This window comes from Amycolatopsis albispora (assembly GCF_003312875.1).
Classification (GTDB): Bacteria; Actinomycetota; Actinomycetes; order Mycobacteriales; family Pseudonocardiaceae; genus Amycolatopsis; species Amycolatopsis albispora.
Window position 1 is genome coordinate 6,951,402 of record NZ_CP015163.1, and the last position, 25,829, is coordinate 6,977,230.

The following is a 25,829-nucleotide window of genomic DNA, read 5'->3' on the forward strand; positions in this document are numbered from 1 at the left end:
GACCCTAAAACGGCTGTTGGAAACTTTCTAGCCGGGTGCAGAAGTGGGCGGTGGCGGTTGCGTCGAAGGCGCGACATTCGGTATCCGCGGTTCCGACGATCGCGGCATCGCCGCAGGTGAGGAGCTCTTCACCGGGGCCTGCTGTGGCGGGTCGGGAATCGTGGGCTTGCTTTCGGTGGACTTTTCGGATGGTGCGGGCGGAACGGAATCTCCCGGCAATTCCGGCACGGTTGTCGACGACGGTGTTTCGATGGTCAGTCCCGGCCCGGCAGGCGGTACCGGAGCCGGTGGCGTGGGCGTGGCGGCACCGCCGGTGAAAAAGACCACCAGCACGGCCACGCCGATCGTGGTGCCGGCGCTCGCGGCGATCGCGAGCCGTTTGCGCACCCGCCGGATCCGCGTGCCGCGGGCGGCGATCTCCTCCGGGCGCAGCCCCAGCGGCGGCCCTTCGCCCGCGCCGGTGGTGGCCAGCAGCCGCCGGATGTCTTCGTGTTCGGTCATGCGCTGCCTCCTTTCGACGTGAGCGAGAGTTCGTGGAAGTGCGGGCCGAGCCGGTCGCGCAGGGTGGCCAGGCCGCGTGCGCTCTGGCTCTTCACCGTGCCGGTGGAGCAGCGCAGGGCCGCGGCGGTCTCCTCCACGCTCAGATCGTGCCAAAACCGCAGCACCAGCACGGCACGCTGCTTCGGCGGCACGGCCGCGAGCGCACGCAGCACCAGCATGCGCTGCTCGGGACCGCCCTCCTCGCCCGCCTGCTCCGGCGGCAGGTCGGTGAGCTGCTCGCGGCGGCGCCACGGCCGTCGGCGTTCGGCGAGAAAGGTCCTGGTGACCACCTGGCGGGCGTAGGCGTCGAGGCGGTCGTGCCGGTCGAGCTTCGGCCACGCCAGGTAGAGCTTGAGCAACGCCGCCTGGGTCAGGTCCTCGGCGTGGTGCCAGTCGCCGCAGAGCAGGTAGGCGGTGGACCGCAGCTGGTGCGCGCGCTCGCCGAAGAACCGGGCGAACTCGTCGTCGTACGACGAGCCCGGCCCGGTCGGTGCGGTCCGGTGCTTCAACGGGTCAGCGGTTGTCGCCCGTCGGCCCGGCCGGGATCGCCTTCGGCACACCGGGAACGGCGGGCTTCTGCGACGGCGGCGCTGGAGCCGCGGACGGCTTCGGGTCGACGGGCTGCGGCTCGGCGGGCTTCGACGAGGTCGGCTCGGCCGTGGGCGCCGGCGGCACGGTGGGCACCGGGGCGGGCGGCGTGACCTGGGTGGGCGGGGCTGGCTGCGCGGTGGGCGCCGGCTGGACGGGCGCCGGGACCGGCGGCGCGACCTCGGGCGAGGTGGTGCTGGCCAGCGCGGGCACGGTGATCGCCGCACCGGCGGCGAGCAGCAGGGCTCCGGCCCCGAGCACGATTCGAGTACGCAATTCGGCTCCTACTCAACGGAAGCCGCCGGGGTGCGGCGGCACTTGCACAGTCAGACATGCGCCGCCGCACCTCCCGGGTTGCATCGATTTTTCAGCTGTTGAGCGCGGACATCCCGCGCCACTGCTCCCACGAGTAGGTCCAGTCGTGGTAGGCGCCGTCCTTCGGGCCGAGTTGCTGCGTGCTGCCTTCGATCTCGACGGGATCGCCGGTCAGCGCGCTGTCGTAGTACTCCTTGGCGTTCTCCACCGACAGGTTCAGGCAGCCGTGCGAGACGTTCCGCCTGCCCTGGTCGCCGACCGACCACGGCGCGGCGTGGGTGAACTCGCCGTTGTTCGAGATGCGCACCGCCCAGTTGACCTTGAAGTTCTCGTAGTCGTAGCGGGCGTTGTTCATGAAGTACGTGTCGTGCTTGGACATCACCACGTGCGTGCCGCTCTTGGTGACCCGCCCGGGATCGCTGTCCAGGCCGTAGCTGACCGGGTAGTCGGCGACCTGCTGCCCGTCGCGGATCACCTGCATGCGGTGGGTCTGGGTGTTGCCCTTGACGATCTGCGAGCGCCCGATCTTGAACGAGGCGCTGACGTTGTCCTTGCCGTACACGCCGTTCGCCAGCTTCACGCCGTACAGCTTGGCGGTCACCTTGACCTCGGTGTTGGGCTGCCAGTACTCCTTCGGCCGCCAGTGCACCGCGGTGTCGTTTTCCAGCCAGGCCCAGGACCCCTCGGTCTTCGGATTGGTTTCCACGGTCAGTGCGCGCTCGACGGCGGCCTTGTCGGTGACCTTCTGGTCCGGGAAGGTCAGGCTGATCGGCATCGCGATGCCGTAGGTCTGGCCGTCGCCGACGTTGAGCTGGCCGTGCTGCTGGCGCTTCGGCGTGACCGTGGTGAACGCGCCGCCGACCGGGGTCTTCGAGCCGTCGGTGCCGACCGCGGTGCCGCCCCAGGTGTAGGTCTTGCCGTAGCCGAGCGGTTCGGTGGTGGTCCAGCTGCGGTTGTCCGGCGCGGGCTGGCCGGCGACCTGCTTGCCGTCCGGATTGGTCAGCGTGACCCGCTCGAGCGTGCCGTCGGTGACGGTCACCTGGACCGGTTCGCCCGGCGAGACCTCCTTGGCCCCGGCGGCGGGCTGCACGGCGATCTTGGCCGGGCCGGGCGGCGCCGGCTGGGCGCCGTCGCTGCCCGCCGCGCTGGTGCCGGTTTCCCCGGTGCAGGCGCTCAGCCCCAGCGCCGCGACGAGGGCGAGCCCCGCCAGTGCCCGCCTTCGGAAGTGGTGTGTCACAGATGTCCCCTTATCGTCCCCTGACGCCCTTCTGACGCCTGGCGGAGGCTGGGCGTTGATCCCGGTAAACGTGATGAGGATCACTTTCTACGCGGCCGTCGAACGCGCTAAGGGCGGTCCGCCGGGCGGGCGGATGCTTACAACGTTTCGGTGACTTGGTGCCGCTGTTCTGCCCAAGACTGGTTTGTGGGGTTCAGATTCCGTGAGATCCCGGTACGCTGCCCACAGGCCGTCGTTTTGCGTGTTCGTGGCTTCACACTCGCGGAACTTCTGACGCGGGCCATGAGCCGCTCCAGTGCTCTTCGCTCGACTCGTTGGAACCGCCCGGGACGGCCCGGGTACCGCTCCGGCGGAGGCCCGAAGCGGATCTGTAACGAGGAGTAAGCGGTGGCGCAAGGCACTGTGAAGTGGTTCAACGCTGAAAAGGGCTTTGGCTTCATTGCCCAGGACGGCGGCGAGGGCGACGTGTTCGTGCACTACTCGGAGATCGACGGGCGCGGCTTCCGCACCCTCGAGGAGAACCAGCGGGTGGAGTTCGAGGTGGGCCAGGGCCAGAAGGGCCCGCAGGCTCAGAAGGTGCGCGTCATCTGAGGTCACCTGAAAGCAAACCGGGGCCCCGGCGGAACTTCCGCCGGGGCCCCGGTTTTTCGCTGGTTCAGCGGAGCTGGCCGGAGATCGGCTGCTCCCAGTTCTGGTCGAAGGTGAACTGGTCGGTGTGGGCGTCGCTGACGCGGTTGTGGCGGGTCTGGGTCTGGTCCTGCACCGAGGAGGCCTGTGCCTCCCAGGAGAGGCGCTCGAGCACCCATTCCATGGCGAGCGCCTGCGGGGAGGTCTGCCGCTCGGCGGCGAGGTCCTTCAACTGTTCGCTGGCGATGGTGTTCATCCGGATCTGGAAGACCTGGGCCTCACCGAACCGGCGGCCGGTGCCAGTGCTCTCCGGGTCGTCCGCATCGGGGGCGAGCGCGGCGAGGTAGCTGGTCAGCTCGTGGTCGTCGACCGTGGCCTCCGCCTCGCGCGCGGGGCTGTTGCGGTGACGTCCGGGGTTGACCGCCTTGAGGTTCGTCTTGGTGCTCAGGCGTCCAAGTGAGGGAAGAGGCACCCGGACAGGATAACGGTAAGGTTTCGGGAACGTGTCGAGTGTGGCGCGCGACACACCGTCCGTTGCCACCTTTTCCGCGCAATAGTCCATCCGCGCTAATCCCGATCAAGAAAACCGCACCCTCCGTAAACCCCCAACCCCACCCCGAAACCAATCACGCGGCCGCAATCGCCCCTTATCCCGCGCACCCATTGACCACTGGACAATGTTCAACCCCACAGAAATCGATTGCCCGCCCCCAATTCGATCAAGCTAGTCAAAACCCACCTCGACCAGCGCCCGCCAAGCCAAGGAGCACGCACCGCGGGGGGTTTGGGGGGTCGACCCCCCAAGCAGCACAAGGACGGTGGGAGCAGGGCAAACGCCCTGCGAACACCAATGGAGAGGCCCCCGCGCCAGGGGGAGGAACGCGGGGGCCGGAGGGGATCTCCACAGGCGCTGACCGGGGGTGTGTCAGCAAGTCGATTGTTACACGAGTCGGCGGGGTTGGGCGAGTGGTAGGGGCGAAAAATCCGGCTGGCGTGTCACTTTTGGTTTGCCCGGCGTTCATTGTGGGCAGTCGTGGCGGGCACGCGTCATCGTCGCGCAGAGCGAACATCCGGTGATGGGAGGTTCACCCTGCGGGGGGCTGTGGGGGGCGACTTCCGGTCGCTAGCCTCGCGGCCAAGCTTTTCGGAAACCCTGAGGAGGAGCCAATGAGCGGGTCTCTCGAAGTTCGACAGTTCCTCCTTCGCTATGAAGGCGACGGCGGAAGCGGTTCGGCGTCCGGCGGGGTGCCGGCGCAGCGGTCCGGCAACGCCGACGCGCCAAGGATCTCGGATGACCAGGTCCGCCGGGCGAGGCTCGCGGTGGCGCAGGGCGCCAACGGTGTCGAAGACTGCGCGGAGCTGCTGGACATGCTGGGCCTGACACCCGACGAAGACGGACGATTGCCGGTTCAACGGTGATCGCGGTGCCCGGCCCGTGAAGTAGTGGGGCCCAGGTGCACACCCCCTGGTGGCGCACCTGGGCGCTGTCTTCGGAACGTAGTGGCACCCATCGGGCAAAGCAATCGATTTCTCACAGCAGTTTTACTCGCGCGCCTTCGGTAACACCGTTATGTCCGCTTTGCGAGGAGCGGCTCTTCGTCGCGTCCGCAGTGCGGCCTTTGGTTCGGCCCTCAGCCTGCCCTCCGGCCCGCCACTCGGTACGCCCCGCGGCCCGCCACTCGGTACGCCCCGGGCTGCCACTCGGTACGCCCCCGGCTCGCCGCTCGGTACGCCCCCTCGGCCAGCCTCGGCTCGCCGCCGATCCGGCCCCGGCCTGCCTTTGGCCCGTCGCCCCGGCTCGCCGCTGATCCGGCCCCGGCCTGCCTTTGGCCTGCCGCCCCGGCCCGCCTTTGGTTCGCCGCCCCGGCCCACCTTTGGCCCGGGGCTTCCCCTGGGGTCGCCACCGCTCCGCTCTCAGGCTCGCCGTCAGCCCGCCCCGCCCGTCGCCAGCCTGCCCGCAGGCCGCCGTCAGCCCGCTCAGGCCGCAGCCGGTCCACTCTGGGCCGCCCTGCCCCGTCTGCCCGTCCCCAGTTCGCCGCGGGGCCGCTCTCTCGGTCGCCGTCCCCTGTCTGCCCGCGCCCAGCCGGGAGCCGGGCTGGGCGCGGCCTGCCGCGGGTCTGCCCTCAGCCCGCTCCAAGTTCGCCCTCGCCGCGCCCTCGGCTCGCCCCCTGGCTCGCTCTCGGGTCGCCGCCAAGGTCGCTCCCAAGTCCGCCGTCGGGTCGTGGCGCCGTCCCTGCCGCTCGCCGCGCCCACTGCCGCTCGATCGAGCGGCAGTCGCCTCGGAGGGCTCCACAGGCGGGAAACCGCAGCTCGCGGGCTCCTGATCGGCTTAAGGGATACCCCTTTGAAGGGCGGTTGGGGCGTGCCCTATGCTTATGTTCGCTCCCAGGGACGACCTGAGAGCGCGGTCGGGTCGGTTTACCGAAACCGGCCGGGCTCCCATCGTCCAGCGGCCTAGGACTCCGCCCTTTCAAGGCGGCAACGCGGGTTCGAATCCCGTTGGGAGTACGCAGTACAGTAGTAAACGCAGTATGCAAGGCCCTGTGGCGCAGTTGGTTAGCGCGTCGCCCTGTCACGGCGAAGGTCGCGGGTTCGAGTCCCGTCAGGGTCGCAAGATCGTTCGGCTCCTTGCCGGCGTTCCCGGCCAGGTAGCTCAGTTGGTACGAGCGTCCGCCTGAAAAGCGGAAGGTCGCCGGTTCGACCCCGGCCCTGGCCACCAGCCCAGACCGTCTTGGTTCGCCAAGGCGGTTTTTTCATGCCCACTCCGCCGGTGTTCGCGCAGGTCCGGCGGGTGGTTCGGCTGCGTGACCGGGTCTGGGCCGTTCGGGTTGGGGTGGGGGGTGCCGACGGGTGAAATGTGGGGGTGGGGCGTGGCGGGTGCGGGTGCCGGGGCTCAACATCGGTAGGTCCGGGGTAGGACGAGGCCGGTGGGAGTGCCGTGATGACCGCTCGGTATCGCGTGGAGGAGGATGCGCTCGGCAAGGTGGAGATCCCCTTCCAGGCGTACTACGGCGTCCAGTCCGAGCGGGCGCGGCGCAACTTCGCGGTGTCCGGGCAGACGCTGGGCTCCCAGCCCGGCCTGGTGGCCGCGATCGCCGAGGTCAAGAAGGCCGCGGCGCTGGCGAACCTGGACGCGGGCGTGTTGCGCGAACCGGTCGCCGAGGCCATTTGCCAGGCCGCTGACGAGGTGGTCGCCGGGCTGCTCGGGCCCGAGGAGTTCCCGGTCGACGTGCTCAGCGCCGGCGGCGGGGTCTCGCCCAACATGAACGTCAACGAGGTGCTCGCCAACCGCGCCAACGAGCTGCTCTCCGGCCGCCGCGGCTACGAGTTCGTGCACCCGGCCAACCACGTCAACGCCGGACAGTCCACATCGGACGCCATGGCCACCGCGGTGAACATCGCGCTGCACCGCGACATCGTGCGGCTCAAGGAATCCGTCGGCTACCTGGCCGGGGTGCTGGAACAGAAGATCGAGGAATACCGCGACACCGTCAAGCTCTCCCGCACCTGCCTCCACGACGCCGTGCCGGTCACCTTCGGCCAGGCGTTCAGCGCGTACCTCGCCGTCGCGCGGCGCGGTGGTGAGCGGCTCGCGGACGCCGCCGAGCACTGCCTCGAGGTGCCGATGGGCGGCACGGTCGCCGGCACCGGGATCGGCGTCGGCGCCCGCTACCTGGACCGGATCTACCCGCGCCTGCGGGAAACCACCGGGCTGGAACTGCGCAGGCACACCAACTTCTTCGACGCCTTCCAGAACGGCGACGTCTTCCAGTACGTCTCGACCGTGTTCAAGGCGCTCGCCTGCGGCCTGATGAAGGTCGCCAGGGACCTCCGCATCCTGGCCAGCGGCACCGAGGTCCGCCTGCCCGCGGTCCAGCCGGGCTCGGTGTTCACCCCCGGCAACGTCAGCCCGGTGATGGCCGACCTCGTCGTGCAGGTCGGCTTCCAGGTGTGCGGCAACGACACCGTGGTCACCATGGCCGTGGAGGGCGCGGAACTGGACTTCAACGCCTGGACCGCGGTGATCGCCAAGAACCTGTTCGAATCGGCGCACCTGCTCACCAACGCCATGCCGCTGTTCGCCGACAAGTGCCTCCGCGGCCTGGAGATCGACACCGAAGCCAACCGCCGCCACGCCGAGGAGGCGCTCGGACTGTCCACTGTGGTCGGTGGTGTGTTCGGCCACGACGCCGGGATCCGGGCCGCGCAGCACGCCGCCCACCGGGGGGTGTCGGTCAAGGAGGCGGTGGTGGAGCTGGGGATCGCGCCACGCGCCACGGCGGAACGGCTGCTCGACCCGATGGTGCTGACCGACGCCGCCCGCAGCGCGAACCTGCTCGACCAGATGGTGGCCGACGAGCGGTCCGCCACCAGGGCGCTGGTGCACGGCCTGGCCACCGAAGCCCGCCAGGCCATCTTCCACGCGGCCCGCCTGGTCGCCCGAGCGGACGAAGACGTGTCCCGCCAAGAGGAGCAGGCGCTCAAGGTGGTGGCCGAGGCGCTGGGGCTCAACGGCATCCCGGTGGCCGAGAGCGAGGACCTGGTGCCGGTGGCGATCGCGGCGCTGTCCGAGGCGGACCGCGAACTGGTCTACGCCGCGGCCGCCTGGCTGGCCGGCGCCGATTCGGTGACCGAGGCGCGGGAAGTCGCCCTGCTCAGCCAGCTGAGCGAGGAACTGGGGCTGTCCCCGGAGGTGGTGCGAGCGCTCCAGGCCAAAGTGGACACACTGCGCGAGCAGCGGCGCAAGTACCTGCCGCGCTCCGAGCAGCTGCCCTGGTGGGAGGAGTTCGGCGACCTGCTGCGCCGCCTGCTGGAGGCGTCACCGTAGGCAGGAAAAACGCGGGACCGCCGCAGCGGCCCCGCGTTTCTCGTTCAGCGCCTACTTGTGGTCGTACGCCCCGGTGTTCGGCGTCCAGGTGATGAAACCGCCCTGGTAGTTCTGCCGCCGCCAGGTCGGCTGACCCGGCACCGTGTACTCACTGCTGGTCGGGTAGCCGAGATAACCCTTCTCCCAGCCCAGTGACGCCCACTTGTTCTTTATCTGGCAGCACATCGACTGCGCGCCGTAGGCCGGCGTCCAGTAGATCGAGCCGTTGTTCGAGAAGTGGTTGTACCGGCCGATGCCGTCCGGCGTGGTCAGCTCGTCGGTGACCGGGTAGCCGAGGAAGCCCCCGGCGCCACCGTCGAAGTACCAGCGGTCCCGGATCTGCGACATGATCGACCACGCCCCGCTGCCCGGCGAGTTGTAGTGCCAGTAGATCGAGGCGTAGTTGCTGAAGTTGTTGTACCGCCCGCCGTTCGGGCCGGCCAGCTCGTCGGTGATCGGCATGCCGAGCACACCGGTCGCGCCGCCCATGGCCAGCCACTTGGACCGGATCTGGGAGTAGACCGCCGCGGTGCCGTTGCCCGGCGTGGTCGGCAGCCAGTAGATCGACGCGTTGTTGGTGAAGTCGACGAACTGCCCGCCACCGGTCGGCGTGGCCACCTGGTCGGTCAGCGGATAGCCGAGAATGCCGTTCTCCCAGCCCATCCAGCCCCACTTGTCGCGGATCGGCCCGCCGATGTTGTGCGCGCCGGTGGCCGGGGTCCAGTAGATCGACCAGTTGCCGGTGAACGCGTTGTACCGGCCGACCCCGTCCGGGGTGCCCGTCTCGTCGTTCTGCGGCGGGCCGAGCACCTGGTGCCCGCCGAGGGCCAGGTACTTGCTCAGGATGTGACCGTAGATGGCCACCGCGCTGGTCTGCGGCGAGGAGTACAGGCGTCCCCGCTCGTAGGCCCGGTACCGCGTGCCGCTGTCGTTGACCTCGGCCCCGGTCGGGGCGCCCAGCAGGCTGCGGAGCCCGGCGTCCGAGTTGTACCGGCTGTCGATCGGCGTCAGGTAGGTCGCGTTCACCACGGTGTCCGCGGCGGGCATGGTGAACGCCCGCGACAGGTTCGTCGAACCGTCGTCCCACTTCGAGAAGGAGGCGACGCCGTCGGTGGCCTTCGCCCCGGCGATCAGGTTCGGCGTGGCGCCCTCGGTCACCATCGCCACGTTCCCGTTGCTCTCGCCGGAAATGACCAGCGAGGCCGGGAAGTTGCTCTTCAGCGTCAGCTTGAACTCGTTCGGCCTGGCCACGTAGGTCTTGCTGCCCTTGACGCCCTGCGAGTCGGTCACCGTGGCGGTGAACTCCAGGCGCGAGTCCGGGTGCGAGGTGAACGGCATGGAGAACGAGCCGCCGGTGCCGCCCGCGTCGGCGTGCACGTGGCAGGTGGTCTCCTCCGAGCAGTGCACCACCTGGGTGGTCCAGGTGATCGGCAGCGCGCCGTCCTCGTTGTCGGTGGCCGTCGCGGTCAGGTTGATCGGCTCGTTCACCCGGAACTTCTTGGTGTCACCGGGGGTGCCGAGCGTGACCACCGGCGAGTGGTTCGACGGCGCCACGGTCAGCGTGTCGCTGTGCGAGCCGCCCGACTTGTCCGTCACCGTCAGCTTCGCGGTGAACTTCGCCGGGCTGGCCGGGTAGGTGTGCGACACGACCGCGCCGGTCCCGGTGGTGCCGTCACCGAAGTCCCAGGTGTAGGTCAGGTCCTTGGTGGGACCGTCGAAGTCCATCGACTTCGAGCCGTCGAAGGTGACCGTGCGGGTGGCCGGGTCGGTGGTGCTGGTCGGCTTGGCCACCGGCGGGATGTTGCCGGTGACGTAGACGATCCGGCGCACGCTGCCCGAGGCGATGTCGGCGTAGACCACGTCGCCGTTGGGCGCCGCGGCGAACTCCACCGGGCCGCCGAGGCCGGTGCCGAACGGCGCGTCGGCCGCCGGCGCCTGCGTCAGCTGGCCCTGTGCGTTGTACTGGAGGGTCCAGATGCGCTGGCTGACGTAGTCGCCGAAGAAGAACTGGCCCTTGTACTGGGCGGGATAGCTGTCGCCGGTGTAGACGAAGCCCGCCACCACCGAGTTGCCCTGGCCCGGCGCCATGCCGTGCTGGTAGGTCCACAGTGGTGGGTTGTTGGTCACGCCGTTGCACTGCGGCTGCGTGCTGTAACCCGGCGTCGGGGCGTTGCCCTCGAAGCAGGGCCACGAGTAGTTGCCGCCGGGCACCACGTAGTTGAGCTCTTCCCAGGTGCCCCAGCCGACGTCGCCGACCACCGGCAGGCCGCTGGTCTTGTCCAGCGAGAGCCGGAACGGGTTGCGGAAACCGCGTGCGAACACCTTGCTCTTGGCCGAGTTCGGGTTGGCCGCGTCGTAGTACGGGTTTTCCGGCACCCCCGCGCCGGACGGGGTGATGCGCAGGATCTTGCCGTAGACGGAGTTCAGGTCCTGCGAGCGGAACGCCTCGGCGTGCCAGGTGTCGGTGTCGGTGTTGTCGCCCACCGAGACCCACAGGTTGCCGGCGGCGTCGGCGACCATGCCCGACGCGCTGTGCAGCTGGATGGTGCCGGGCACGTCGAGCAGGACCTGCTCGTTGGCCAGCCCGGTCGGCTCGGTGGTGCCGGTGACCGTCCAGCGCGAGATGCGGCTGGTGAAGCCACCGGGCGCGGCGATCGTCCTGGCCAGGTAGATGTGCTTGGTGGTCGCGTAGTCGGGCGCGACCTCCAGCCCGGTCAGGCCGATGTCGCAGCAGTGCTCGACCGGCAGGTGGATCAGCTGCTTCGGCCCGTTGGGGCCGATCCACTTCACGTCACCGGTCTTGCCGGTGGCGATGAAGGTGTCGTCGGGCAGGTAGCCGAAGTCGGTCAGGTTCCAGGCCCCCAGCCCGGTTCCGGTGTCCTGCAGCGCGAAGCCGGGCGGCAGCTTGAGCGGCTCGCCCGGGTTCGGCGGTTGTGCGACGGCGACCTGGGTCGCCGGAACGGCGACGGCCAGCCCGGCCGCGATCAGGGCCGAGCAGGCGAAGCCGAGCGCAGCCCTCCCCAGCTTGGAAAATCTCATGTGGTCCCCTTCACCAGCGTCGAACACTTCTCGCTCGAAAGGGTGATTTCGTTGCAGGGTTGGGGGCTGGTTATCGAATTGTGACGAGGTTGGCGACTGGGCGAAAACCGATTCCCCAGCTCAATCGAGTCAGCGCCGGGGAATCAGGGTGATTTGCCCACCGGCGTCACAACCCGACAAAATCCGCCATCTGCTGCGTGGTATAAGCGAAGAACGAGTCGGCGGGGTCCACGCTGCCGACGTACTGGCCGTTCAGCTCGAAGCTGATCATGCCGAACAGCTGGGTCCAGGCGATCAGCAGCCGCGCGATCAACTCCGGGGTCAGGTCGTCGCCGAGCGCGGCGAGCAGCGTGGTCGCCTGCCCGCGGAGTTCGGCGGGCAGCGGCGGGCCGGGCGGCGGGCTGACCGCGGCGCTGCGGATCACGTGCACCAGTGCCATCGCCACCCTCGCCGCCGGCATGACGGTGTCCTGCGGGGCCTGGTAGCCGGGGATCGGCGAGCCGTAGATCAGGGCGTACTCGTGCGGATGGGCGCGTGCCCACGCCCGGGTGGCGGCCCAGATGTCGAGCCAGCGCTGCCTGGGTGAGGCCAGATGGTCGTCGGCGGCCTCGGCCGCGGCGCCGATGGCGTCGTACGCGTCGATGATCAACGCGGTGAGCAGGTGGTCGCGGCTGGGGAAGTAGCGGTAGAGCGCCGAGGAGACCATGCCCAGCTCGCGCGCGACCGCGCGGAGGGAGAGGCCGCCGCCCCCGGCATCGCCGAGCTGCCTGCGGGCTTCCTCCTTGATCTCCCTGGTGAGCTCGACCCTGGCCCGGTCACGGGCGGTACGCGTTGCCGGCATGGTGATCACTGTAGTCGCCCGAGAGCGCTGCACAAATTCGAGAGCACTGCTCTTGACGCGGGACGCGGTTCCGTGTTCACTGATCTCAAACGAGAGCAGTGCTCTCGCAACCGGCGCGGTGCTCTCTGCCAACGCGCCTCCCGACCGCTGGAGGACCCGATGACCACCACAGGCAACCGCTACCTGGCACCCGGCCGGGTCATGGCGCTGTTCAACAAGCTCGTCGGCGGGCTGACCCGGCTCGGCCTGAGCGTCTGGGGCAGCCGCGAGCTGTCCGTCCGCGGGCGCAAATCCGGCGAATGGCGCAGCGTCCCGGTGAACCTGCTGACCGTCGACGGCGAGCGCTACCTCGTCTCCCCGCGCGGCCGGACCCAGTGGGTGCGCAACCTCCGCGTCGCCGGTGAAGGCCGCCTGCGCGTCGGCCGGAAAATCGAGGAATTCCGCGCCGTCGAACTGCCCGACGAGGAAAAGCCGGAATTGCTCCGCGCCTATTTGAAGCGCTGGAAGTTCGAGGTCGGCGTTTTCTTCGACGGCGTCGACGCGAATTCCCCCGAAGCCGATCTCCGACGCATCGCGCCTGGTTATCCGGTGTTCCGGGTGGGGTAACACGAACGGATGACGCTGCCCGGCCGTGCTTTTCCGGCGGCGTCCGGCTGCTTACGCTCCAACCGCCGACTGGGCGGGGGTTCGAGCCGATGAACAGCAGAAGATGGCGTCGCTGGGTGGTTTTTGGCGTGCTGGCCGCACTGGCCTGCCTGCTGACCTCGTGCGGTGGGGTGGCGGCCGCGGCCACACCGCATTTCGTCGGCGACTACGTCTGGCTCGACACCGATCGCAACGGCCTGCAGGACCCGGGCGAACCACCGGTCGAAGGTGTGCGCGCCACGCTGCTCGACGCCTCGGGCACCGCGGTCGAGACCACGCGCAGCGGGGAGAACGGCCGCTACCTGTTCGGCGATCTCCCCGAGGGCAGCTACCACGTGTGCTTCGCGCTCGACGCGCTCCCGATCCACGTCGCCGACCACCACCTGACGAGCGCGAACGCGGGCAACGACGCGGTCGATTCGGACGTCGACCCGGCCACCGGCTGCACCGGGCCCGCGCTCACCGCGACCGACCTGACCCTGGACGCCGGACTGAGCGCGCCCGGCAACGAACTCGGCGACTACGCCTGGCTCGACCAGGACGCCGACGGCACGCAGGACCCGGCCGAGCTGCCGGTCGAAGGCGTCCGGGCCGCGCTGCACCACGGCGACGGCACGCCGACCGGCATCGCGGTCACCACCGGCACGGACGGCCGGTACACCTTCAGCAACCTGCGCGACGGCACGTACCTCGTCTGCTTCGACCTCGACGGCCGCCAGGCCACCACGCCGGGCGCGGGCGACGAGAGCGTGGATTCCGACGCCGACCCGTCGACCGGCTGCACCGAAGCGGTCACCGTCGGCCTCGGTGCCCGGCAGGACCTCACGCTGGATCTGGGCTTGCTCCCAGCGCCTGGTACTCCAGCAGCTTCGCCCTGATCTCCTCCGGCGGCGCCTGCTTGGTGAGCGTTTCGGCGTTGACAAAAACGTACCGGTTCGTGCCGGTGGCCACGGTTTCTTCACCGCGCCACAGCTCGAACTCCAGCACCAGCGAGGTGTTGCCGAGGTGGCCGATGCGCACGCTGACCACCACCTCGTCCTCGAACCGCAGCGCGCGCAGGAACCGCACGTTCGACTCGGCGACCACGAAGTCGACACCGAAGTCGTTGAGCCCGGTGGACTTGCCGAGCACCGCGGTGAGGAACTCGAAGCTCGCCATGTCGAAGTAGGCGAGGTAGTTCGCGTTGAACACCACGCCCTGGGGATCGCATTCGTGGTACCGCACCCGCAGCGGCATCCGGACCGGCTCCATGATCGGCAGCCTAGCCGAGGCGACGCTCCCGCAACCAGACGTTGAGCCAGCCGATCGAGCGCACGTGCGCCGAGCGCACCGGCGCCGGAACGTAGTCGGCGAGGCGCAGCACCCGCCGGAACCGGTCGAACCGCGCCTGCTGCTCGTCCGTCCACTGTAGACCAATGCGCTCGCGCAGCACCGGTGGCAGCGTGCCGCCGATCAGGAAGAGCTGGAACCGGTGCTGCGCCAGCCGCAGCCGTGTCCACAGTGGAGCAGGCAGCCACCGCCACGGGTTCGGCACCGTGCGAATGGTTTCCAGCAGCGTGTCGATCGCCGGGTTCGGGTCGAAACCGTCGATCATCTCCGCGTAGTAGCGCTCGAACGCGGGCCAGTCCGGCGGCAGGTCGCGTTCTCGCAGGCCGAGGATCCGGCCGATGTCGCACATCTGCGCGTAGTACTCGGCCAGTTCCGCATCGGGGATCTCGCGGCCGAAGAACCGTTGCGCGTCAACGGGAAGCATCACCAGCGTGGCGTGCACCCAGGCGTAGGCACCCGGGTTCAGCGCGCTGTAGCGGCGACCGGCGAAGTCCACCCCGGTGAACGGCCGGTGCAGCTCGCGCAGCCGCCGCGCCTCGTACAACGCGCCGCGACGGCCGCCGTACACGCAGATCGACAGCGAACCGGCGGTGCGCATCAGCCGCGTCCACGGGTCCTCGCGGTATGCCGAGTGGTCCTGCACGCCCGCGCCCACCACCGGGTGCGCGACCTGCAGCAACAGCACCTGCCCGGCGAGCAGCGAGCCGCGGAAGTCGCCGAAGTACTTCCACGCGGCCGTGCCGCGCAGCACCGGCGGGGCGTGGATCAGTGGCGCGCCCATGCCACCAGCCTAGGCGTTCGAGCCGTGGATGAGCATGGTCAGCGCGGTGGCCGCGGGCGGTGCTTCGCCGGTGGCCAGGCGGCGCAGTTGCAGCCCGGCGATCAGCGCGACCACCGGACCGGCCAGCCGTTGGGGATCGGGCACCCCGAGCGCGGTGAGCACGGTGGTGGCCAGCTCGTCGTACGCGGCGAAACACCGTTGGGTGGCGTCGCGCAGTTCCGGGTCGCGGCCAGCCTGGAGGTACAGCTCCAGCGGTGCGATGTCGTCGGTGGTGAAGGTCATCCGCGTCAGCACCTGCTCCACCGCCACCGCCGCCTCCTCGACCGAAATGCCGTCGGTGCGGTGGGTTTCGGCGAGTTCGGTGAGCTTTTTCGCCTCTTCCGCGGCGAACAACAGCATGGCCTGGCGCAGCAGCTCGGTCTGGCTCGGGAAGTGGTAGGTCAGCGAGCCGAGCGACACCCCGGCCTCGGCGACGATCCGCCGATTGGTCAGCCCGGCGACGCCCTGCTCCCCGACCACCTTCAACGCGGCACGCAGAATGGCTTCGCGAGCGCTCATCCCGGCGGCCGTCGATCCTGCCAGCGCTCCACCACTTCCAGCTGCGCGGCCAGCGAAATCAGCAGCCGCTCCGACTCGCCGGGCCCGAGCAGCTGGGCCCCGAGCGGCAGCCCGGCACCGGTCAGGCCAGCCGGCACGTTCACGCCCGGCCAGCCCAGCACGTTCCACGGCCAGGCGTACGGGCAGGCCGCGATCATCGCCTGGTCGGTGGCCCAGCCGGACAGCCCGTCGAAGCTGCCGATCTTCGGCGGCGGGGTGGCCGTTGTCGGCGTCAGCAGCACGTCGACCTTGCGGAACACCGCGCCGATCTGCAGGCGCAGCACCGGTTCCGTGGCTTTGGCCAGGCGCAGCGCCGGACCGGCCAGCGCGGTGCCGTGGCGCGCGTTGGCCCTGGTGCGCGGGTCGAGCAGGGCGTGGTCGGGCACGCGGCGGCACCAGTCGCGCACCCCGGTGAGCGAGCGCGGCAGGAAGTTGAGCCCGACCATGCCGTAGTTCGGCTCGATCTCGACGATCTCGTGCCCTAGCCCGGCCAAGGACTCCGCCAGCCGCTCGACCGCCCGGCGCACTTCGGGATCGAGCTGCGTGCGGGTGGCGGTGAACGCGATCCGGGTGGACAGGCCGATCCGCAGCTTGCCGGGCTCACGCTCGGCGGCCTGGCGGAACATGCTGGTGGTGCCGGACGCCGCGTCGAGCAGCGCGGCCGCGTCGGCGACCGTCCTGGCCAGCGGCCCGAGCACGGTCAGCCCGTGGAACAACTCCGGATCCGGCGCGGTCGGCACCCGGCCGCGGTGCGGCTTGATGCCGACCAGGTTCGTCCACGCCGACGGGATGCGGATCGAGCCGGCGCCGTCCGAGCCGAGCGCCGCGGGCACGAGCCCGGCGGCCACCGCGGCGGACGAGCCGCCGGACGAGCCGCCCGGGGTGTGCTCCGGCTGCCACGGATTGCGGGTGGCGCCGAACTCCGGGCCCTCGGTGAACGGCCACTGGCCCAGCTCGGGCGTGTTCGTCTTGCCGACGATCACTGCGCCCGCGTCGCGGAGGTTGCGCACCACGGCGGAATCGGCTTTCGCGGGCAGGAAGTCACCGCGGCAGCCGAAGGCGGTCGGCAGGCCGGTGATGTCGACGTCGTCCTTGATCGCCAGCGGCACACCGAGCAGTGGCGCTTGGTTGCCCTCGGCCAGCAGCCGGTCGGCGCGGGCGGCGTCCGCCAGTGCGTCCTCGGTGCGCAGCCGCCGGAACGCGTTGAGCCTCGGCTGGGCGGCTTCGATGCGCTTGAGCGCCGCCTCGGTCAGTTCGACCGAAGTCACCTCGCCCGCGGCGAGGCGCGCGGCCTGCTCCAGCAAGCCGGGGAACGTGAGCGTGCCGGTCATCTCGACCTCCTCGTTCGTTCGAACGAACGATACCAGCCGTCTGGCATGCTGGCGGCCATGACGCTCGATCGGTTCCCCCGCGTGACGCTCGGCAACTGGCCCACCCCGCTGGAGGAGGCACCGCGGCTGAGCGAGGCGCTCGGGACCACCGTGCTGCTCAAGCGCGACGACCTGAACGGCCTCGGCGTCGGCGGCAACAAGCTGCGGAAGCTGGAGTTCTCGCTCGGGCAGGCACTGGCGGACGGTGCCGACACGGTGATCACCTTCGGCGCGCTGCAGACCAATCACGGGCGCCAGACCGCCGCCGCGTGCGCGAAGCTCGGCCTGCGCTGCGAGCTGGTGCTGACCGCGAAGGTGCCGCGCGACGGCGAGGCCTACGAGCGCTCCGGCAACATCATTCTCGACCACCTCTTCGGCGCGAACGTGCACCGCTGCACCGACGCGGAGGAAACCGCCGCCACCTACGAGCGGCTGGTCGCGGAGGCGGCGGCCGAGGGCCGGAAGGTGGCGACGCTGCCCGTCGGCGGCTCGGACGCGGTCGGCCTGCTGGGGTACGTCGCGGCCGCCGAGGAGATCCGGCGCCAGCTCACCGGACCCGCGCGAATCCTGGTGCCGCAAGGCAGTGGCGGCACCGCGGCCGGGCTCGCGCTCGGCTGGGACGGCAGGCTGGACGTCGCCTGCGTCGGTCACGACACGGCGGAGTCCGCGGAAACCCTGGGCTCGCTGGTCGCCGACGGGGCGAAGCATCTTGGTATCGAGCCGCCGTCGCTCGACCACGTCCGGATCACCGACCGCACGCTCGGCCCCGGCTACGGCGTGCCGACCGACGCCGTGTGGGAGGCGCTGCGGTTGTTCGGGCGGACCGAGGGCGTGGTGCTCGACCCGGTCTACACGGGCAAGGCCGCGGCGGCGCTGATCGCCGAACCGCGGCCGGAGGAGGGTCCCGTGGTCTTCTGGCACACCGGTGGCCTGCCGGGGGTTTTCGGTTACGGCCCGGAGGCGCTGGCCGCGTTCAGCTGAGTGCTTTCGCCGAGCGGGAAGCCGCCAGCGCGAGCGCGCCGAGCAATGCGAATCCGGTGCCGAAGGAGATCCGCTGCGCGAAGCCGACCGGCAGCATCGCGTTGATCCACTCCAGCCCCGACAAATCCCGGGTGACGTAGCTGAGGCCGAACAGGAACAGCCCGGCGGCATAGACCACGCAGATCCGGTTGAGCAGAATCCGGGTGTGTTCGAGTTCGGCGCGTTCCCGCAACGACATTCCGATACCGGGAAGGCACAGGAACGCGATCAGGCTCGCGTATTGGTGCACCACCCCGGAAGCGACGTCACCGCCGGAATCCAGCGTGGCCGGGAAGAACGCGGCCAAGCTGAGCCCGAGCGCGGTGGCCCCGAACAGGATGTGGGTGGTCAGCCCGAGCCGCATCCCGGTGGCGCGCAGGGCACCGAGCACGGCGATCGTGCCGACCGCGAGGGAAAGCAGCGCGGCTTCCAGCATTCCGCCGCCGCGCTCCGAATGCGCGTAACTGCTCAGTGTGTCCGTCACCGGATTTCTGCCGCTGACCGTGTGCAGAATGACCAGGGTGAACAACGCCCACCCGATCGCCGCACCCGCGATCACCACCCAGCGCTTCGCCCTGGCCGCGGTGATCGCGGGTGCGGCGAGTTTTCTCGCCCCTGGATTCCCCATGCGGAAATAGTCCCGCTTTCCGGGCGCGGTGAGATCCGGGTAAGTCCCTGATATCCCCCGATATGACTACCGGCTACCGGAAGTCGAGCACGGCCAGCGCCTGGTCGTCGTGACGCTTGGGGCGCGGCCAGCGGACGCGGTCCGGATCGCTCTCCTCGGCTTCACGCACCGCCTTGAGCACCGCGTGCGCACCCCGCTCCCGCGCGAGCGCCCGCGCCCGCGGCCAGTCGAACAGGTGATAGTCGTCGATCCCGCAGGAAACGCCGTCGGTGGCCAGCAGCACGGTTTCCACCACCGGCAGCGGCCAGCTCGCGGTGACCGCCTGGCCCGCCGCGGCCGGATCGGCTTCGGCGACCCAGAACCCGCCTTCGGCGTTGCGCCGCAACCGGACGTCCCGCCCGGTCTGGAGCTTTCCGTTGTCGCGCAGGGACGCGATGCGGTGGTCGGCGAGCAGCTGCGGCCCGCCGCGGCCGAACACCACGATCGGGCTGTCCGCGAGCACCAGCCCGTCGAGCCGGTCCGCCGTCCAGCGCACGATGGCCACCGTGCTCGACGGTGACTCGCCGGGCCGGAGGCCGTTCTCCTCGGCCACGGCGGCGATCGACGCGGCGAGCACGGCGGCGAGATCGGCTTCGGGCGCGGCACGCAGGCCGTCCGCGAGCCGGGCCGAGAGCAGCCCGGCGTACCAGCCGCCGCTGGGCACGTCCGGGCTCGGGGCGGTGGCGCCGTCCAGCAGCACCACCGCGTTGTCGAGCACCACCAGGTGGTCCTCGCTGGGGCGCGGCTCACCGTCCGCCCCGACGCCGGCCTGTTCGGCGACCTCGATCACGGGCATGCGGAGACGATAGCCGTCAACGGCGGTTGACACGGCGGCGTTGTCAACCTACATTGACAGCCATGACGGAAGCGACGGATCTGGCCGAGCGGGCCGGCGACCGCGATCCCCGGGTGGGACTGCGCGCGGTCGCGGCGCTTCGCCGGTTGCTGGAACAACTGGAAGCGGTGCAGGTGCGCAGTGCGCGGGTGCACGGCTGGTCGTGGCAGGAGATCGCGGGCGAGCTGGGCGTGACCCGCCAGGCCGTGCACAAGAAGTACGGGAGGAGCTGAGATGTTCGAGCGGTTCACCGCGGAAGCGCGGCACACCGTGGTCTCCGCGCGGGAGGTGGCGCGGGAGGCCGGTACCGGGGAGATCCGGCCGGAGCACCTGCTGATCGCCTTGCGCGGCAACGCGCAGGGCCCGATCGCGGAGCTGCTCGACGCGCGGCTGCCCGACCAGGCCGGGCTCGTCGCGCAGTTCGAGGAGATCCGGCGGCGCGGCGGGCTCAGTGACGCCGACACCGAAGCGCTGGAGCAACTGGGGATCGACGTGCTCAAGATCGTGGACGCGGTCGAACGCTCGCACGGCGAGTACGCGCTGGCCGGCCGGGTGCCGCCGCCGCGGCGCCGGTTCGGGCACCTGCCGTTCACCCGCGAGGCCAAGTCCGCGCTGGAGCGCAGCCTGCGCGAGGCGGTCGAAATGGGCGACAAGCACATCGGCACCGAGCACCTGCTGCTCGCGCTGACCACTCAGCCCGGCCTCGCCGCCGACCAGCTCGCCGCGCACGGCATCGACCACGCGGGCGTGCGACTGGCGCTAGCCCGCCGCCGGACCGCGTGACCGCGGCCGCCAGGCGAGGTAACCGAGCATCCACTGGGTGAGCGGGCCGATCGAGACCGCGTAGAGCACGGTGCCCAGGCCGACGGTGCCGCCGAGCAGCCAGCCGCCGGCCAGCACGGTGATCTCGATCAGCGTCCGCACCAGCCGGACCGACCAGCCGGTGCGGGCGGCCAGCCCGGTCATCAGCCCGTCGCGCGGGCCGGGGCCGAGGCGGGCGCCGACGTAGGTGGCGGTGGCGAGCGCGTTCAGCACCACGCCGCCGACCAGCAGCACCACCTGCCAGAACAGGTCGTGCTGATCGGGCAGCACCAGCCGGACCGCGTCCACGGTGACCGAGATGATCAGCACGTTGGCCACGGTGCCGATGCCGGGCCGCTGGCGCAGCGGGATCCACAGCAGCAGCACCACCAGCGACGCCAGCCCGGTGACCAGGCCGAACGACAGGCCGACCTGCTTCATCACGCCTTCGTGCAGCACGTCCCACGGGTCCAGGCCAAGCCCGGCTCGAGTCAGCATCGCCATGCTCGCGCCGTACAGCGCGAGCCCGCCGATCAGCTGCGTGAACCGGCGTGCGGGATCGACGGTTGCCTTGACGGGGTGCAGTTCCAACTGGGCCACATGTCCCACTATCGAGAGGATTGGCTCGATTTACCATGACCAATTGGTAATAATTGGCCTGGTGAACGAGACGATCCCGCCAGGTGGACGGATATCGGGCAGCCGGCTGGCCAAGATGCTCGGGGTGTGGCGCAAAAGCGGCTCACGGCAGGGCGCGGCCGATCTCGCCGCGGCCATCCAACTGCAGGTGTTCGACGGCCAGCTCCCGCTGGGCACCCGGCTGCCCGCCGAGCGGGAGCTGGCCGAGGCACTCGGCGCCAGCCGGACCATGGTCGGCGCCGCGCTGGACCGGCTGCGGGCGGACGGCGTGGTGGCCAGCCGCCGCGGCTCCGGCTCGTGGATCACCTCGCCGCGCAAGGCGTTCCCGGATCCCGAACTGTCCGGCCGCGGCCTGATCGACTTCGCGCGCGCGGCCCCGCCCGCGGTGGCCGGGCTGATCCCGGCGGTGGATTCCGCACGGCAGCTGCTCGCCGCCGAGCTGCCCGAACACGGCTACTTCGACCAGGGCCTGCCGGTGCTGCGGGACCGCATCGCGGCGCGGTTCACCGCACGCGGCCTGCCCACCACGCCGGACGAGGTGATGATCACCAACGGCGCGCACCACGCGTTTGTGCTGGCCCTGCGCATGCTGGCCGGGCCGGGCGACCGGGTGCTGGTCGAGCAGCCCACCTATCCGAACGCGCTGGAGGCCATTCGCGGGGTGCACGCCACCGCGGTGCCGGTCGCGCTCGGCGACCACGGCTGGGACCTCGACGGCATCGAGGCGGTCCTGCGGCAGGCGTCACCCCGGCTGGCGTACCTGGTCGTCGACTTCCACAACCCGACCGGGCACCGGCTCGACGCGGCCGGGCGCGAACGGCTCGGCTCGCTGCTGACCCGCGCCCGCACGCCGGCCGTGGTCGACGAAACCCTGGTGGAGCTGGATCTCGAAGGCGATCCGGTGGACGGGCCGCCGCCGCTGGGCAGGTTCGCGCCGGACTGGACGATCACCATCGGCTCGGCGTCCAAATCGCACTGGGGCGGACTGCGGATCGGCTGGATGCGGGCGCCGGAGGAACTGCTCGGACGGTTGCGGTCGGCCCGGTACGCGGTCGATCTCGGGTCGCCGGTGCTGGAGCAGCTGGTGTTCGCCGAGCTGCTCGCCGACCCGCGACCGCGCATGGCCGAACGCCGCGAGGAACTGCGCGACCGCCGGGACGCGCTGGTCGGCGCGTTGCGGTGGTACTGCCCGGACTGGGAGTTCCGCGTGCCGTCCGGTGGGCTGTCGGTGTGGTGCAAGCTGCCGGAGCCGATGAGCACCCGGCTCGCGGTGACCGCGGCCAATCACGGGCTGCAGATCGCGCCCGGTTCGCGGTTCGGGGTGCACGGCGGCCTGGAGCGGCGGCTGCGCCTGCCGTTCGCGCTGCCCGCCGAGCAGATCCACGACGCGGTGCGGCGGCTGAGCACCGCGGCGGCCGCGGTCCGCGGCGGCGACCGCTCCGGCCTCGACGTGCCGGTGGCCTGAACCGGGCCGGAAAAGCACGATGCGGCCGGTGCGCTGGATCTGGTCCGTCGCTTCCAGGGAGGTGAAACGGCGATGGAATCCAGCGCACCGGCCGCACGGCCGCCGCAGCTTCCCGGCACAGCCCCTCGACGTGCCGGGAAGCGCGCGGCCTCAGGCTCGTACCGGGTGGTTGCCGCTGCTCGGCGCGGTGAGCAGCGACGCCCGGTATGAGCCCGGTGCGGGCCCCGGCGCCGCAGGGGCAGTGCGGCGCCGGGGCCAGGTCCCGAACCGGCCGGGCGCGGTCGGCCGAACGGGAAGAATGGTGGGCGAATGGAACAACGAGCACCCCGGTGAATGGCGCAGGAACAAGACTCCGAACGGCTCAGCCACGGAGAAGTTGATCTTGAACTGAACGCAGTTCTCCCCGTGGGACCGGGTTGGCGTCAGTCGGGGGAGGTGGTCGGCAGGGCGGCGTCCCTGCCCGCACCGTCGGCCGCGTGGTCGCGGCTGGTGCCGATCAGCCGGAGCTGGGTGGTGCTGTCCGCGGACGGCAGCACGCCGAAGTGGCCGCGGCCGCCGTTGTTGTCCTGACCGGGATGCGCGGACGCGGAATGCCCGGCGGGCGCGCAGGGTGGGGCCGCCGGAGCGCCGCCACCGGGGGCGCCGCCTCCGCCGCCACCACCGGCGCGAACCTTCGTGGTGTTCTCGTCCGGCTTGGGCGCGGGCGCCGCGGGGACGGGCTGGTGCTGCTTGACGGGTGCGGTGACGGTGACCGGTTGCGCGGGCGTGACCCTGGCTGGCTCCGGCTTGTCGACCGGCACCTGGGTGGTGCTTTCGGCGTCGTTCGTGCTGACCGGCTCGACCACCGCGACCGTGCTGGTGCTGCCGCGCGAGTCGGCGGTGGCCGGGGCGGGCCAGGCGTCGAAACCGCTGTCCAGGTCGGGAAGGGTGACCACCACGTCCGGGCCGGGGCAGTGCTGGATCGGCGCCACGATGGGCGCGACGATCGGCTTGAGCACCGCGTCACCGACCGAGCCGACCGTGCTGGTGACCGCGTTCAGCACACCGCCGACGGTGTTCACCAGCCCGCCGAGCAGGCCGCCACCGCTGGACTTCTTCACCGGCTCCGGCTCTGGTTCCGCCTCGGTGGCCGCGCTGGTGGTCATCAGGGTGCCCGCTGGGTCGTCTTCGGCGTTCTCGGCTGGCGTGCTGGTCTTGGTGGGCTTCGGTTTTGCCGCCTGGGTACTGGTTTTCCCGGTCGCCTGCGTGGGCTCGGAGGCCTCGGACGGCTTCTCGGTGGCGGGATCGCTGCTCGCCGGGGCTGCGGTGCTTCCGGAGCTTTCGGTGTGTTCGGCGGAGGCCGTGGTGCTGGTCTGGCCGGTGCCGCTGGAGGTGCTGGTGTCGTCAGCCCAGGCCGACGAGGTGAAGGCGACGGTGAGCGTGGCGCCGGCGACGGTGAGGCCCGCGGTGATCAGCACGCGGCGCGCGGCAGCACGGACGACGGAGCGGCGCTCCGTTTCCGTCGTGCTGTGCACCGCCATCACCACCGTCCTGGACCGGGTGCCCGGAAGATCTTCGGTTCGCTGGGGACGGGGGAAGCTCCGAACCAACGACGGACCCCCGGGTTCGCCTTCTTTCTAGCATTCGAGTGGAGTGTTTCACTTCGATCGCGTTCGATCCACCCCGGAAGGCGGAACAGAGCTACCGTGCCCGGTGGCTCTCCGCTGGTTGTTGATCACTCACCGTTGCCCGCCCGGGGGGCCGCTCGGCCACCCGGTTGCGCTGAGTGTAACTACCCGATCGGCTGTCCGGAGTCGTCCGCCGGATCCCGCCCGCCCCGCGTGTCGTCCCATCGCCCGGAGTTCGTCGACCGGCGGAAGGGGCCACGGTGTCCGATGTGGACTTCGGTGCGGTGGTGCCGAAAGCGCTCACCGGCGAGCGCGGCGCGCTCGACCTGCTCGCACGGGCCTGCGTGCGGCTCGCGCTCCGGGTCGCGCGTGCCCACCGGCTCGCCGACGCCGACGCGTGGGACGTCGGCCAGGACACCTGGATCGCGCTCGCCGCGCGGCTGGCCACGGTCCGCGAACCGGCGCGGCTGCCGGGGTGGCTGGTCACCACCGCGCGCCGGTGCGTGCTGCGGGTGCTCGCCGGGCGGCGCCGGGAAGTGCTCTGCTTGCCGCCGGACCGGCCCGACGGCTCGCCGGGGCCGGAAGCCGAGGCGCTCGCCGCGGAACGCGGTCGCGTTTTCTGGGCCCTGGCCGGGCGATTGCCCGCGCGGCACCGGCGGTTGCTGCGGCTGCTCGCCGAGCGTCCGGAGCTGACGCAGGCACAACTCGCGGCGGAACTCGGCGTCGCCCCCGGCAGCGTCGGCCCCCTCCGGCGGCGATGCTTCGACCGAATGCGCCGCCTGCTGACCGAGGCAGGCTGGGACCCCCGAGCGCCCTGACCCCACGCGGCGGCTTGTCGAGGGGCTAGGTCGCCAGTTTGTGGAGTCGCTCGATCGCGTCATCGAGCACCTCGTCGCGCTTACAGAACGCGAACCTCAGCACGTGCTGCCACTCGTCCGGGTGGTCTGTGAACACCTTGACCGGAACGGCCGCCACGCCGACCCGCTCCGGCAGCTGCCAGGCCAGTTCCGCGGCGTCGGTGAAGCCGAGCGGGCGCACGTCCGCGCAGATGAAATAGGTACCCGCGCTCGGGCGCACGGCGAATCCGGCCTCGGCCAGGCCGGTGGCGAGCCGGTCGCGCTTGGCCGCCAGCGAGGTCCGCAGCCGCTCGGCCCAGTCCAGCTCGTGCTCCAGCGCGTACGCCACCGCGGGCTGCAGCGGACCACCCGAGACGAAGGTGATGAACTGCTTCGCCGCCTTCACCGCGGCCACCAGCTCCGGCGTCGAGCAGACCCAGCCGATCTTCCAGCCGGTGCAGTTGAAGGTCTTGCCCGCGCTGGAAATCCCGACCGTGCGCTCGCGCATCCCGGGGAAGCCGGCCAGCGGCAGGTGCTCGGCGTCGTCGAAGACCAGGTGCTCGTAGACCTCGTCGGTGATGGCGAGCAGGTCGCGGTCCACGCAGATCGCGGCCAGCTCGGCCAGCTCGGCTCGGGTGAACACCGTGCCGGTCGGGTTGTGCGGCGAGTTGACCAGGATCGCCCTGGTCTTGGGCGTGACCGCCGCGCGCACGGCGTCGGTGTCCAGCGCGAACCGGCCGTCCCGCTCGACCAGCGAAACCACCCGCCGCGAGGCGCCGGCGAGCGCGACGGCGGCCGCGTACGAGTCGTAGTACGGCTCGATCACGATCACCTCGTCGCCGGGCTCGGTCAGCGCCAGCAGGCTGGCGGCGATCGCCTCGGTGGCGCCCGCGGTGACGAGGATCTCCCCATCGGGGTCGTATTCGAGGCCGTAGCGGGCGCGGTGCGCCGAGATCGCCCGGCGCAGCTCGGGGCGGCCGGGGCCCGGCGGGTACTGGTTCAGGCCGCCGAACAGCGCGTCCTTCGCCGCGTCGAGCATCGCGGCCGGGCCGTCGGTGTCGGGAAAACCCTGGCCGAGGTTGATCGCGCCGGTGGCCGTGGCCAAGGCGGTCATCTCCGCGAAGATGGTCGAGGTGAACGGCTGCAGGCGAGGGACTAGAGCTGGTTGACGCACAAGGGTGAA

The 25,829-nt window shown here is 70.9% G+C and carries 26 protein-coding genes and 3 tRNA genes; 13 read left to right on the plus strand and 16 right to left on the minus strand.

Going from position 1 to position 25,829, the window contains the following annotated elements:
* Positions 1-27: 27 nt before the first annotated feature.
* From A4R43_RS32905 to A4R43_RS32920, 4 genes are all read right to left on the minus strand, one after another.
* Entirely contained in the window at positions 28-501 is a 474-nt protein-coding gene (locus A4R43_RS32905) for a hypothetical protein (RefSeq protein ID WP_113695650.1), read from the minus strand.
* Entirely contained in the window at positions 498-1,049 is a 552-nt protein-coding gene (locus tag A4R43_RS32910) for a SigE family RNA polymerase sigma factor (protein WP_113695651.1), read from the minus strand. Before A4R43_RS32910 ends, A4R43_RS32905 begins: the two co-directional genes overlap by 4 nt.
* A gap of 4 nt (positions 1,050-1,053) precedes the next feature.
* Positions 1,054-1,404: a hypothetical protein gene (locus tag A4R43_RS32915; protein WP_113695652.1), complete on the minus strand. Its 351-nt coding sequence runs from the start codon at positions 1,402-1,404 to the stop codon at positions 1,054-1,056.
* Between the two features lie 91 nt (positions 1,405-1,495).
* Positions 1,496-2,680, minus strand: a complete 1,185-nt coding sequence (locus tag A4R43_RS32920) for a L,D-transpeptidase (protein ID WP_113695653.1) — start codon at positions 2,678-2,680, stop codon at positions 1,496-1,498.
* Positions 2,681-3,067: 387 nt separating this feature from the next.
* On the opposite strand from A4R43_RS32920, the gene A4R43_RS32925 reads away from it, so the two are divergent.
* Positions 3,068-3,271, plus strand: coding sequence for a cold-shock protein (locus tag A4R43_RS32925; protein WP_027941311.1), 204 nt, complete (start codon positions 3,068-3,070; stop codon positions 3,269-3,271).
* Between the two features lie 64 nt (positions 3,272-3,335).
* On the opposite strand, the gene A4R43_RS32930 is transcribed toward A4R43_RS32925, so the two are convergent.
* A complete protein-coding gene (locus tag A4R43_RS32930; protein ID WP_113698040.1) occupies positions 3,336-3,779 on the minus strand; it encodes a hypothetical protein in 444 nt (147 codons plus the stop codon).
* A 695-nt stretch (positions 3,780-4,474) separates the two neighbouring features.
* Here A4R43_RS32930 and A4R43_RS32935 point away from each other — a divergent pair.
* The 5 genes from A4R43_RS32935 (at position 4,475) to A4R43_RS32955 (ending at position 8,135) form a co-directional block, all read left to right on the plus strand.
* Positions 4,475-4,726, plus strand: coding sequence for a hypothetical protein (locus tag A4R43_RS32935; protein ID WP_113695654.1), 252 nt, complete (start codon positions 4,475-4,477; stop codon positions 4,724-4,726).
* A 1,016-nt stretch (positions 4,727-5,742) separates the two neighbouring features.
* Positions 5,743-5,815 (plus strand) — tRNA-Glu (locus A4R43_RS32940).
* 29 nt (positions 5,816-5,844) lie between these two features.
* Positions 5,845-5,918: transfer RNA gene (locus tag A4R43_RS32945), tRNA-Asp, on the plus strand.
* A gap of 31 nt (positions 5,919-5,949) precedes the next feature.
* Positions 5,950-6,026, plus strand: a tRNA-Phe gene (locus A4R43_RS32950).
* 222 nt (positions 6,027-6,248) lie between these two features.
* Positions 6,249-8,135: a lyase family protein gene (locus A4R43_RS32955; protein ID WP_113695655.1), complete on the plus strand. Its 1,887-nt coding sequence runs from the start codon at positions 6,249-6,251 to the stop codon at positions 8,133-8,135.
* Between the two features lie 51 nt (positions 8,136-8,186).
* Here the strand turns inward: A4R43_RS32955 and A4R43_RS32960 are convergent, their stop codons facing one another.
* Positions 8,187-11,213, minus strand: a complete 3,027-nt coding sequence (locus A4R43_RS32960; protein ID WP_162788672.1) for a PQQ-dependent sugar dehydrogenase — start codon at positions 11,211-11,213, stop codon at positions 8,187-8,189.
* Between the two features lie 166 nt (positions 11,214-11,379).
* A complete protein-coding gene (locus A4R43_RS32965; protein ID WP_113698041.1) occupies positions 11,380-12,054 on the minus strand; it encodes a TetR/AcrR family transcriptional regulator in 675 nt (224 codons plus the stop codon).
* Positions 12,055-12,213: 159 nt separating this feature from the next.
* Here A4R43_RS32965 and A4R43_RS32970 point away from each other — a divergent pair, with 159 nt between their 5' ends.
* Together A4R43_RS32970 and A4R43_RS32975 are read left to right on the plus strand one after the other, a co-directional pair.
* On the plus strand, positions 12,214-12,660 hold the full coding sequence (locus A4R43_RS32970) for a nitroreductase family deazaflavin-dependent oxidoreductase (RefSeq protein ID WP_113695657.1): 447 nt from the start codon (positions 12,214-12,216) through the stop codon (positions 12,658-12,660).
* A gap of 89 nt (positions 12,661-12,749) precedes the next feature.
* The gene (locus A4R43_RS32975; protein WP_113695658.1) at positions 12,750-13,577 is read left to right on the plus strand and encodes an SdrD B-like domain-containing protein; all 828 of its coding nucleotides are present in this window, start codon (positions 12,750-12,752) and stop codon (positions 13,575-13,577) included.
* Here A4R43_RS32975 and A4R43_RS32980 read toward each other — a convergent pair.
* From A4R43_RS32980 to A4R43_RS32995, 4 genes are read right to left on the minus strand one after another with little or no spacing between them, the layout of a single operon-like run.
* A complete protein-coding gene (locus A4R43_RS32980; protein WP_113695659.1) occupies positions 13,522-13,950 on the minus strand; it encodes an acyl-CoA thioesterase in 429 nt (142 codons plus the stop codon). The two genes, A4R43_RS32975 and A4R43_RS32980, sit on opposite strands and share 56 nt — an antisense overlap.
* A gap of 10 nt (positions 13,951-13,960) precedes the next feature.
* Positions 13,961-14,809, minus strand: a complete 849-nt coding sequence (locus A4R43_RS32985; RefSeq protein WP_113695660.1) for an oxygenase MpaB family protein — start codon at positions 14,807-14,809, stop codon at positions 13,961-13,963.
* A gap of 9 nt (positions 14,810-14,818) precedes the next feature.
* Positions 14,819-15,367: a TetR/AcrR family transcriptional regulator gene (locus A4R43_RS32990; RefSeq protein ID WP_205215120.1), complete on the minus strand. Its 549-nt coding sequence runs from the start codon at positions 15,365-15,367 to the stop codon at positions 14,819-14,821.
* A complete protein-coding gene (locus tag A4R43_RS32995; RefSeq protein ID WP_113695661.1) occupies positions 15,364-16,737 on the minus strand; it encodes an amidase in 1,374 nt (457 codons plus the stop codon). Before A4R43_RS32995 ends, A4R43_RS32990 begins: the two co-directional genes overlap by 4 nt.
* Positions 16,738-16,794: 57 nt before the next feature.
* On the opposite strand from A4R43_RS32995, the gene A4R43_RS33000 reads away from it, so the two are divergent.
* A complete protein-coding gene (locus A4R43_RS33000) occupies positions 16,795-17,757 on the plus strand; it encodes a D-cysteine desulfhydrase family protein (RefSeq protein WP_113698043.1) in 963 nt (320 codons plus the stop codon).
* Here A4R43_RS33000 and A4R43_RS33005 read toward each other — a convergent pair.
* Both A4R43_RS33005 and A4R43_RS33010 read right to left on the minus strand, forming a co-directional pair.
* The gene (locus tag A4R43_RS33005) at positions 17,750-18,424 is read right to left on the minus strand and encodes a DUF998 domain-containing protein (protein ID WP_113695662.1); all 675 of its coding nucleotides are present in this window, start codon (positions 18,422-18,424) and stop codon (positions 17,750-17,752) included. The two genes, A4R43_RS33000 and A4R43_RS33005, sit on opposite strands and share 8 nt — an antisense overlap.
* Positions 18,425-18,497: 73 nt before the next feature.
* A complete protein-coding gene (locus A4R43_RS33010; protein ID WP_113695663.1) occupies positions 18,498-19,259 on the minus strand; it encodes a hypothetical protein in 762 nt (253 codons plus the stop codon).
* Between the two features lie 62 nt (positions 19,260-19,321).
* Here A4R43_RS33010 and A4R43_RS33015 point away from each other — a divergent pair, with 62 nt between their 5' ends.
* Complete coding sequence (locus tag A4R43_RS33015) at positions 19,322-19,531, plus strand: RNA polymerase sigma factor sigma-70 region 4 domain-containing protein (protein ID WP_113695664.1); 210 nt, start codon at positions 19,322-19,324, stop codon at positions 19,529-19,531.
* A 1-nt stretch (position 19,532) separates the two neighbouring features.
* On the plus strand, positions 19,533-20,081 hold the full coding sequence (locus A4R43_RS33020) for a Clp protease N-terminal domain-containing protein (protein ID WP_113695665.1): 549 nt from the start codon (positions 19,533-19,535) through the stop codon (positions 20,079-20,081).
* On the opposite strand, the gene yczE is transcribed toward A4R43_RS33020, so the two are convergent.
* Positions 20,058-20,699 (minus strand): membrane protein YczE, encoded by a 642-nt coding sequence (gene yczE, locus A4R43_RS33025; protein WP_113695666.1) that lies wholly within the window; start codon positions 20,697-20,699, stop codon positions 20,058-20,060. The genes A4R43_RS33020 and yczE overlap by 24 nt on opposite strands.
* Before the next feature lie 61 nt (positions 20,700-20,760).
* On the opposite strand from yczE, the gene yczR reads away from it, so the two are divergent.
* The gene (gene yczR, locus A4R43_RS33030; RefSeq protein WP_236808425.1) at positions 20,761-22,203 is read left to right on the plus strand and encodes a MocR-like transcription factor YczR; all 1,443 of its coding nucleotides are present in this window, start codon (positions 20,761-20,763) and stop codon (positions 22,201-22,203) included.
* A gap of 422 nt (positions 22,204-22,625) precedes the next feature.
* Here yczR and A4R43_RS33035 read toward each other — a convergent pair whose 3' ends face one another.
* Positions 22,626-23,717 carry a hypothetical protein gene (locus A4R43_RS33035; protein WP_162788673.1) on the minus strand — a complete coding sequence of 364 codons (1,092 nt, stop codon included), beginning with the start codon at positions 23,715-23,717 and terminating at the stop codon, positions 22,626-22,628.
* 353 nt (positions 23,718-24,070) lie between these two features.
* On the opposite strand from A4R43_RS33035, the gene A4R43_RS33040 reads away from it, so the two are divergent.
* Positions 24,071-24,628, plus strand: coding sequence for an RNA polymerase sigma factor (locus A4R43_RS33040; protein WP_113695668.1), 558 nt, complete (start codon positions 24,071-24,073; stop codon positions 24,626-24,628).
* Positions 24,629-24,653: 25 nt separating this feature from the next.
* On the opposite strand, the gene A4R43_RS33045 is transcribed toward A4R43_RS33040, so the two are convergent.
* A complete protein-coding gene (locus A4R43_RS33045; protein ID WP_113695669.1) occupies positions 24,654-25,820 on the minus strand; it encodes a pyridoxal phosphate-dependent aminotransferase in 1,167 nt (388 codons plus the stop codon).
* Positions 25,821-25,829 lie beyond the last annotated feature (9 nt).

Excerpts from the sequence above, each read along its gene's own strand:
- A4R43_RS32905 (WP_113695650.1), bottom strand. The coding sequence starts at position 501 with ATGACCGAACACGAAGACATCCGGCGGCTGCTGGCCACCACCGGCGCG.
- A4R43_RS32935 (WP_113695654.1), top strand. The coding sequence starts at position 4,475 with ATGAGCGGGTCTCTCGAAGTTCGACAGTTCCTCCTTCGCTATGAAGGC.
- A4R43_RS32955 (WP_113695655.1), top strand. The coding sequence starts at position 6,249 with ATGACCGCTCGGTATCGCGTGGAGGAGGATGCGCTCGGCAAGGTGGAG.
- A4R43_RS32960 (WP_162788672.1), bottom strand. The coding sequence starts at position 11,213 with ATGAGATTTTCCAAGCTGGGGAGGGCTGCGCTCGGCTTCGCCTGCTCG.
- A4R43_RS32965 (WP_113698041.1), bottom strand. The coding sequence starts at position 12,054 with ATGCCGGCAACGCGTACCGCCCGTGACCGGGCCAGGGTCGAGCTCACC.
- A4R43_RS32970 (WP_113695657.1), top strand. The coding sequence starts at position 12,214 with ATGACCACCACAGGCAACCGCTACCTGGCACCCGGCCGGGTCATGGCG.
- A4R43_RS32975 (WP_113695658.1), top strand. The coding sequence starts at position 12,750 with ATGAACAGCAGAAGATGGCGTCGCTGGGTGGTTTTTGGCGTGCTGGCC.
- A4R43_RS32980 (WP_113695659.1), bottom strand. The coding sequence starts at position 13,950 with ATGGAGCCGGTCCGGATGCCGCTGCGGGTGCGGTACCACGAATGCGAT.
- A4R43_RS32985 (WP_113695660.1), bottom strand. The coding sequence starts at position 14,809 with ATGGGCGCGCCACTGATCCACGCCCCGCCGGTGCTGCGCGGCACGGCC.
- A4R43_RS32990 (WP_205215120.1), bottom strand. The coding sequence starts at position 15,367 with ATGAGCGCTCGCGAAGCCATTCTGCGTGCCGCGTTGAAGGTGGTCGGG.
- A4R43_RS32995 (WP_113695661.1), bottom strand. The coding sequence starts at position 16,737 with ATGACCGGCACGCTCACGTTCCCCGGCTTGCTGGAGCAGGCCGCGCGC.
- A4R43_RS33000 (WP_113698043.1), top strand. The coding sequence starts at position 16,795 with ATGACGCTCGATCGGTTCCCCCGCGTGACGCTCGGCAACTGGCCCACC.
- A4R43_RS33005 (WP_113695662.1), bottom strand. The coding sequence starts at position 18,424 with ATGGGGAATCCAGGGGCGAGAAAACTCGCCGCACCCGCGATCACCGCG.
- A4R43_RS33010 (WP_113695663.1), bottom strand. The coding sequence starts at position 19,259 with ATGCCCGTGATCGAGGTCGCCGAACAGGCCGGCGTCGGGGCGGACGGT.
- A4R43_RS33015 (WP_113695664.1), top strand. The coding sequence starts at position 19,322 with ATGACGGAAGCGACGGATCTGGCCGAGCGGGCCGGCGACCGCGATCCC.
- A4R43_RS33020 (WP_113695665.1), top strand. The coding sequence starts at position 19,533 with ATGTTCGAGCGGTTCACCGCGGAAGCGCGGCACACCGTGGTCTCCGCG.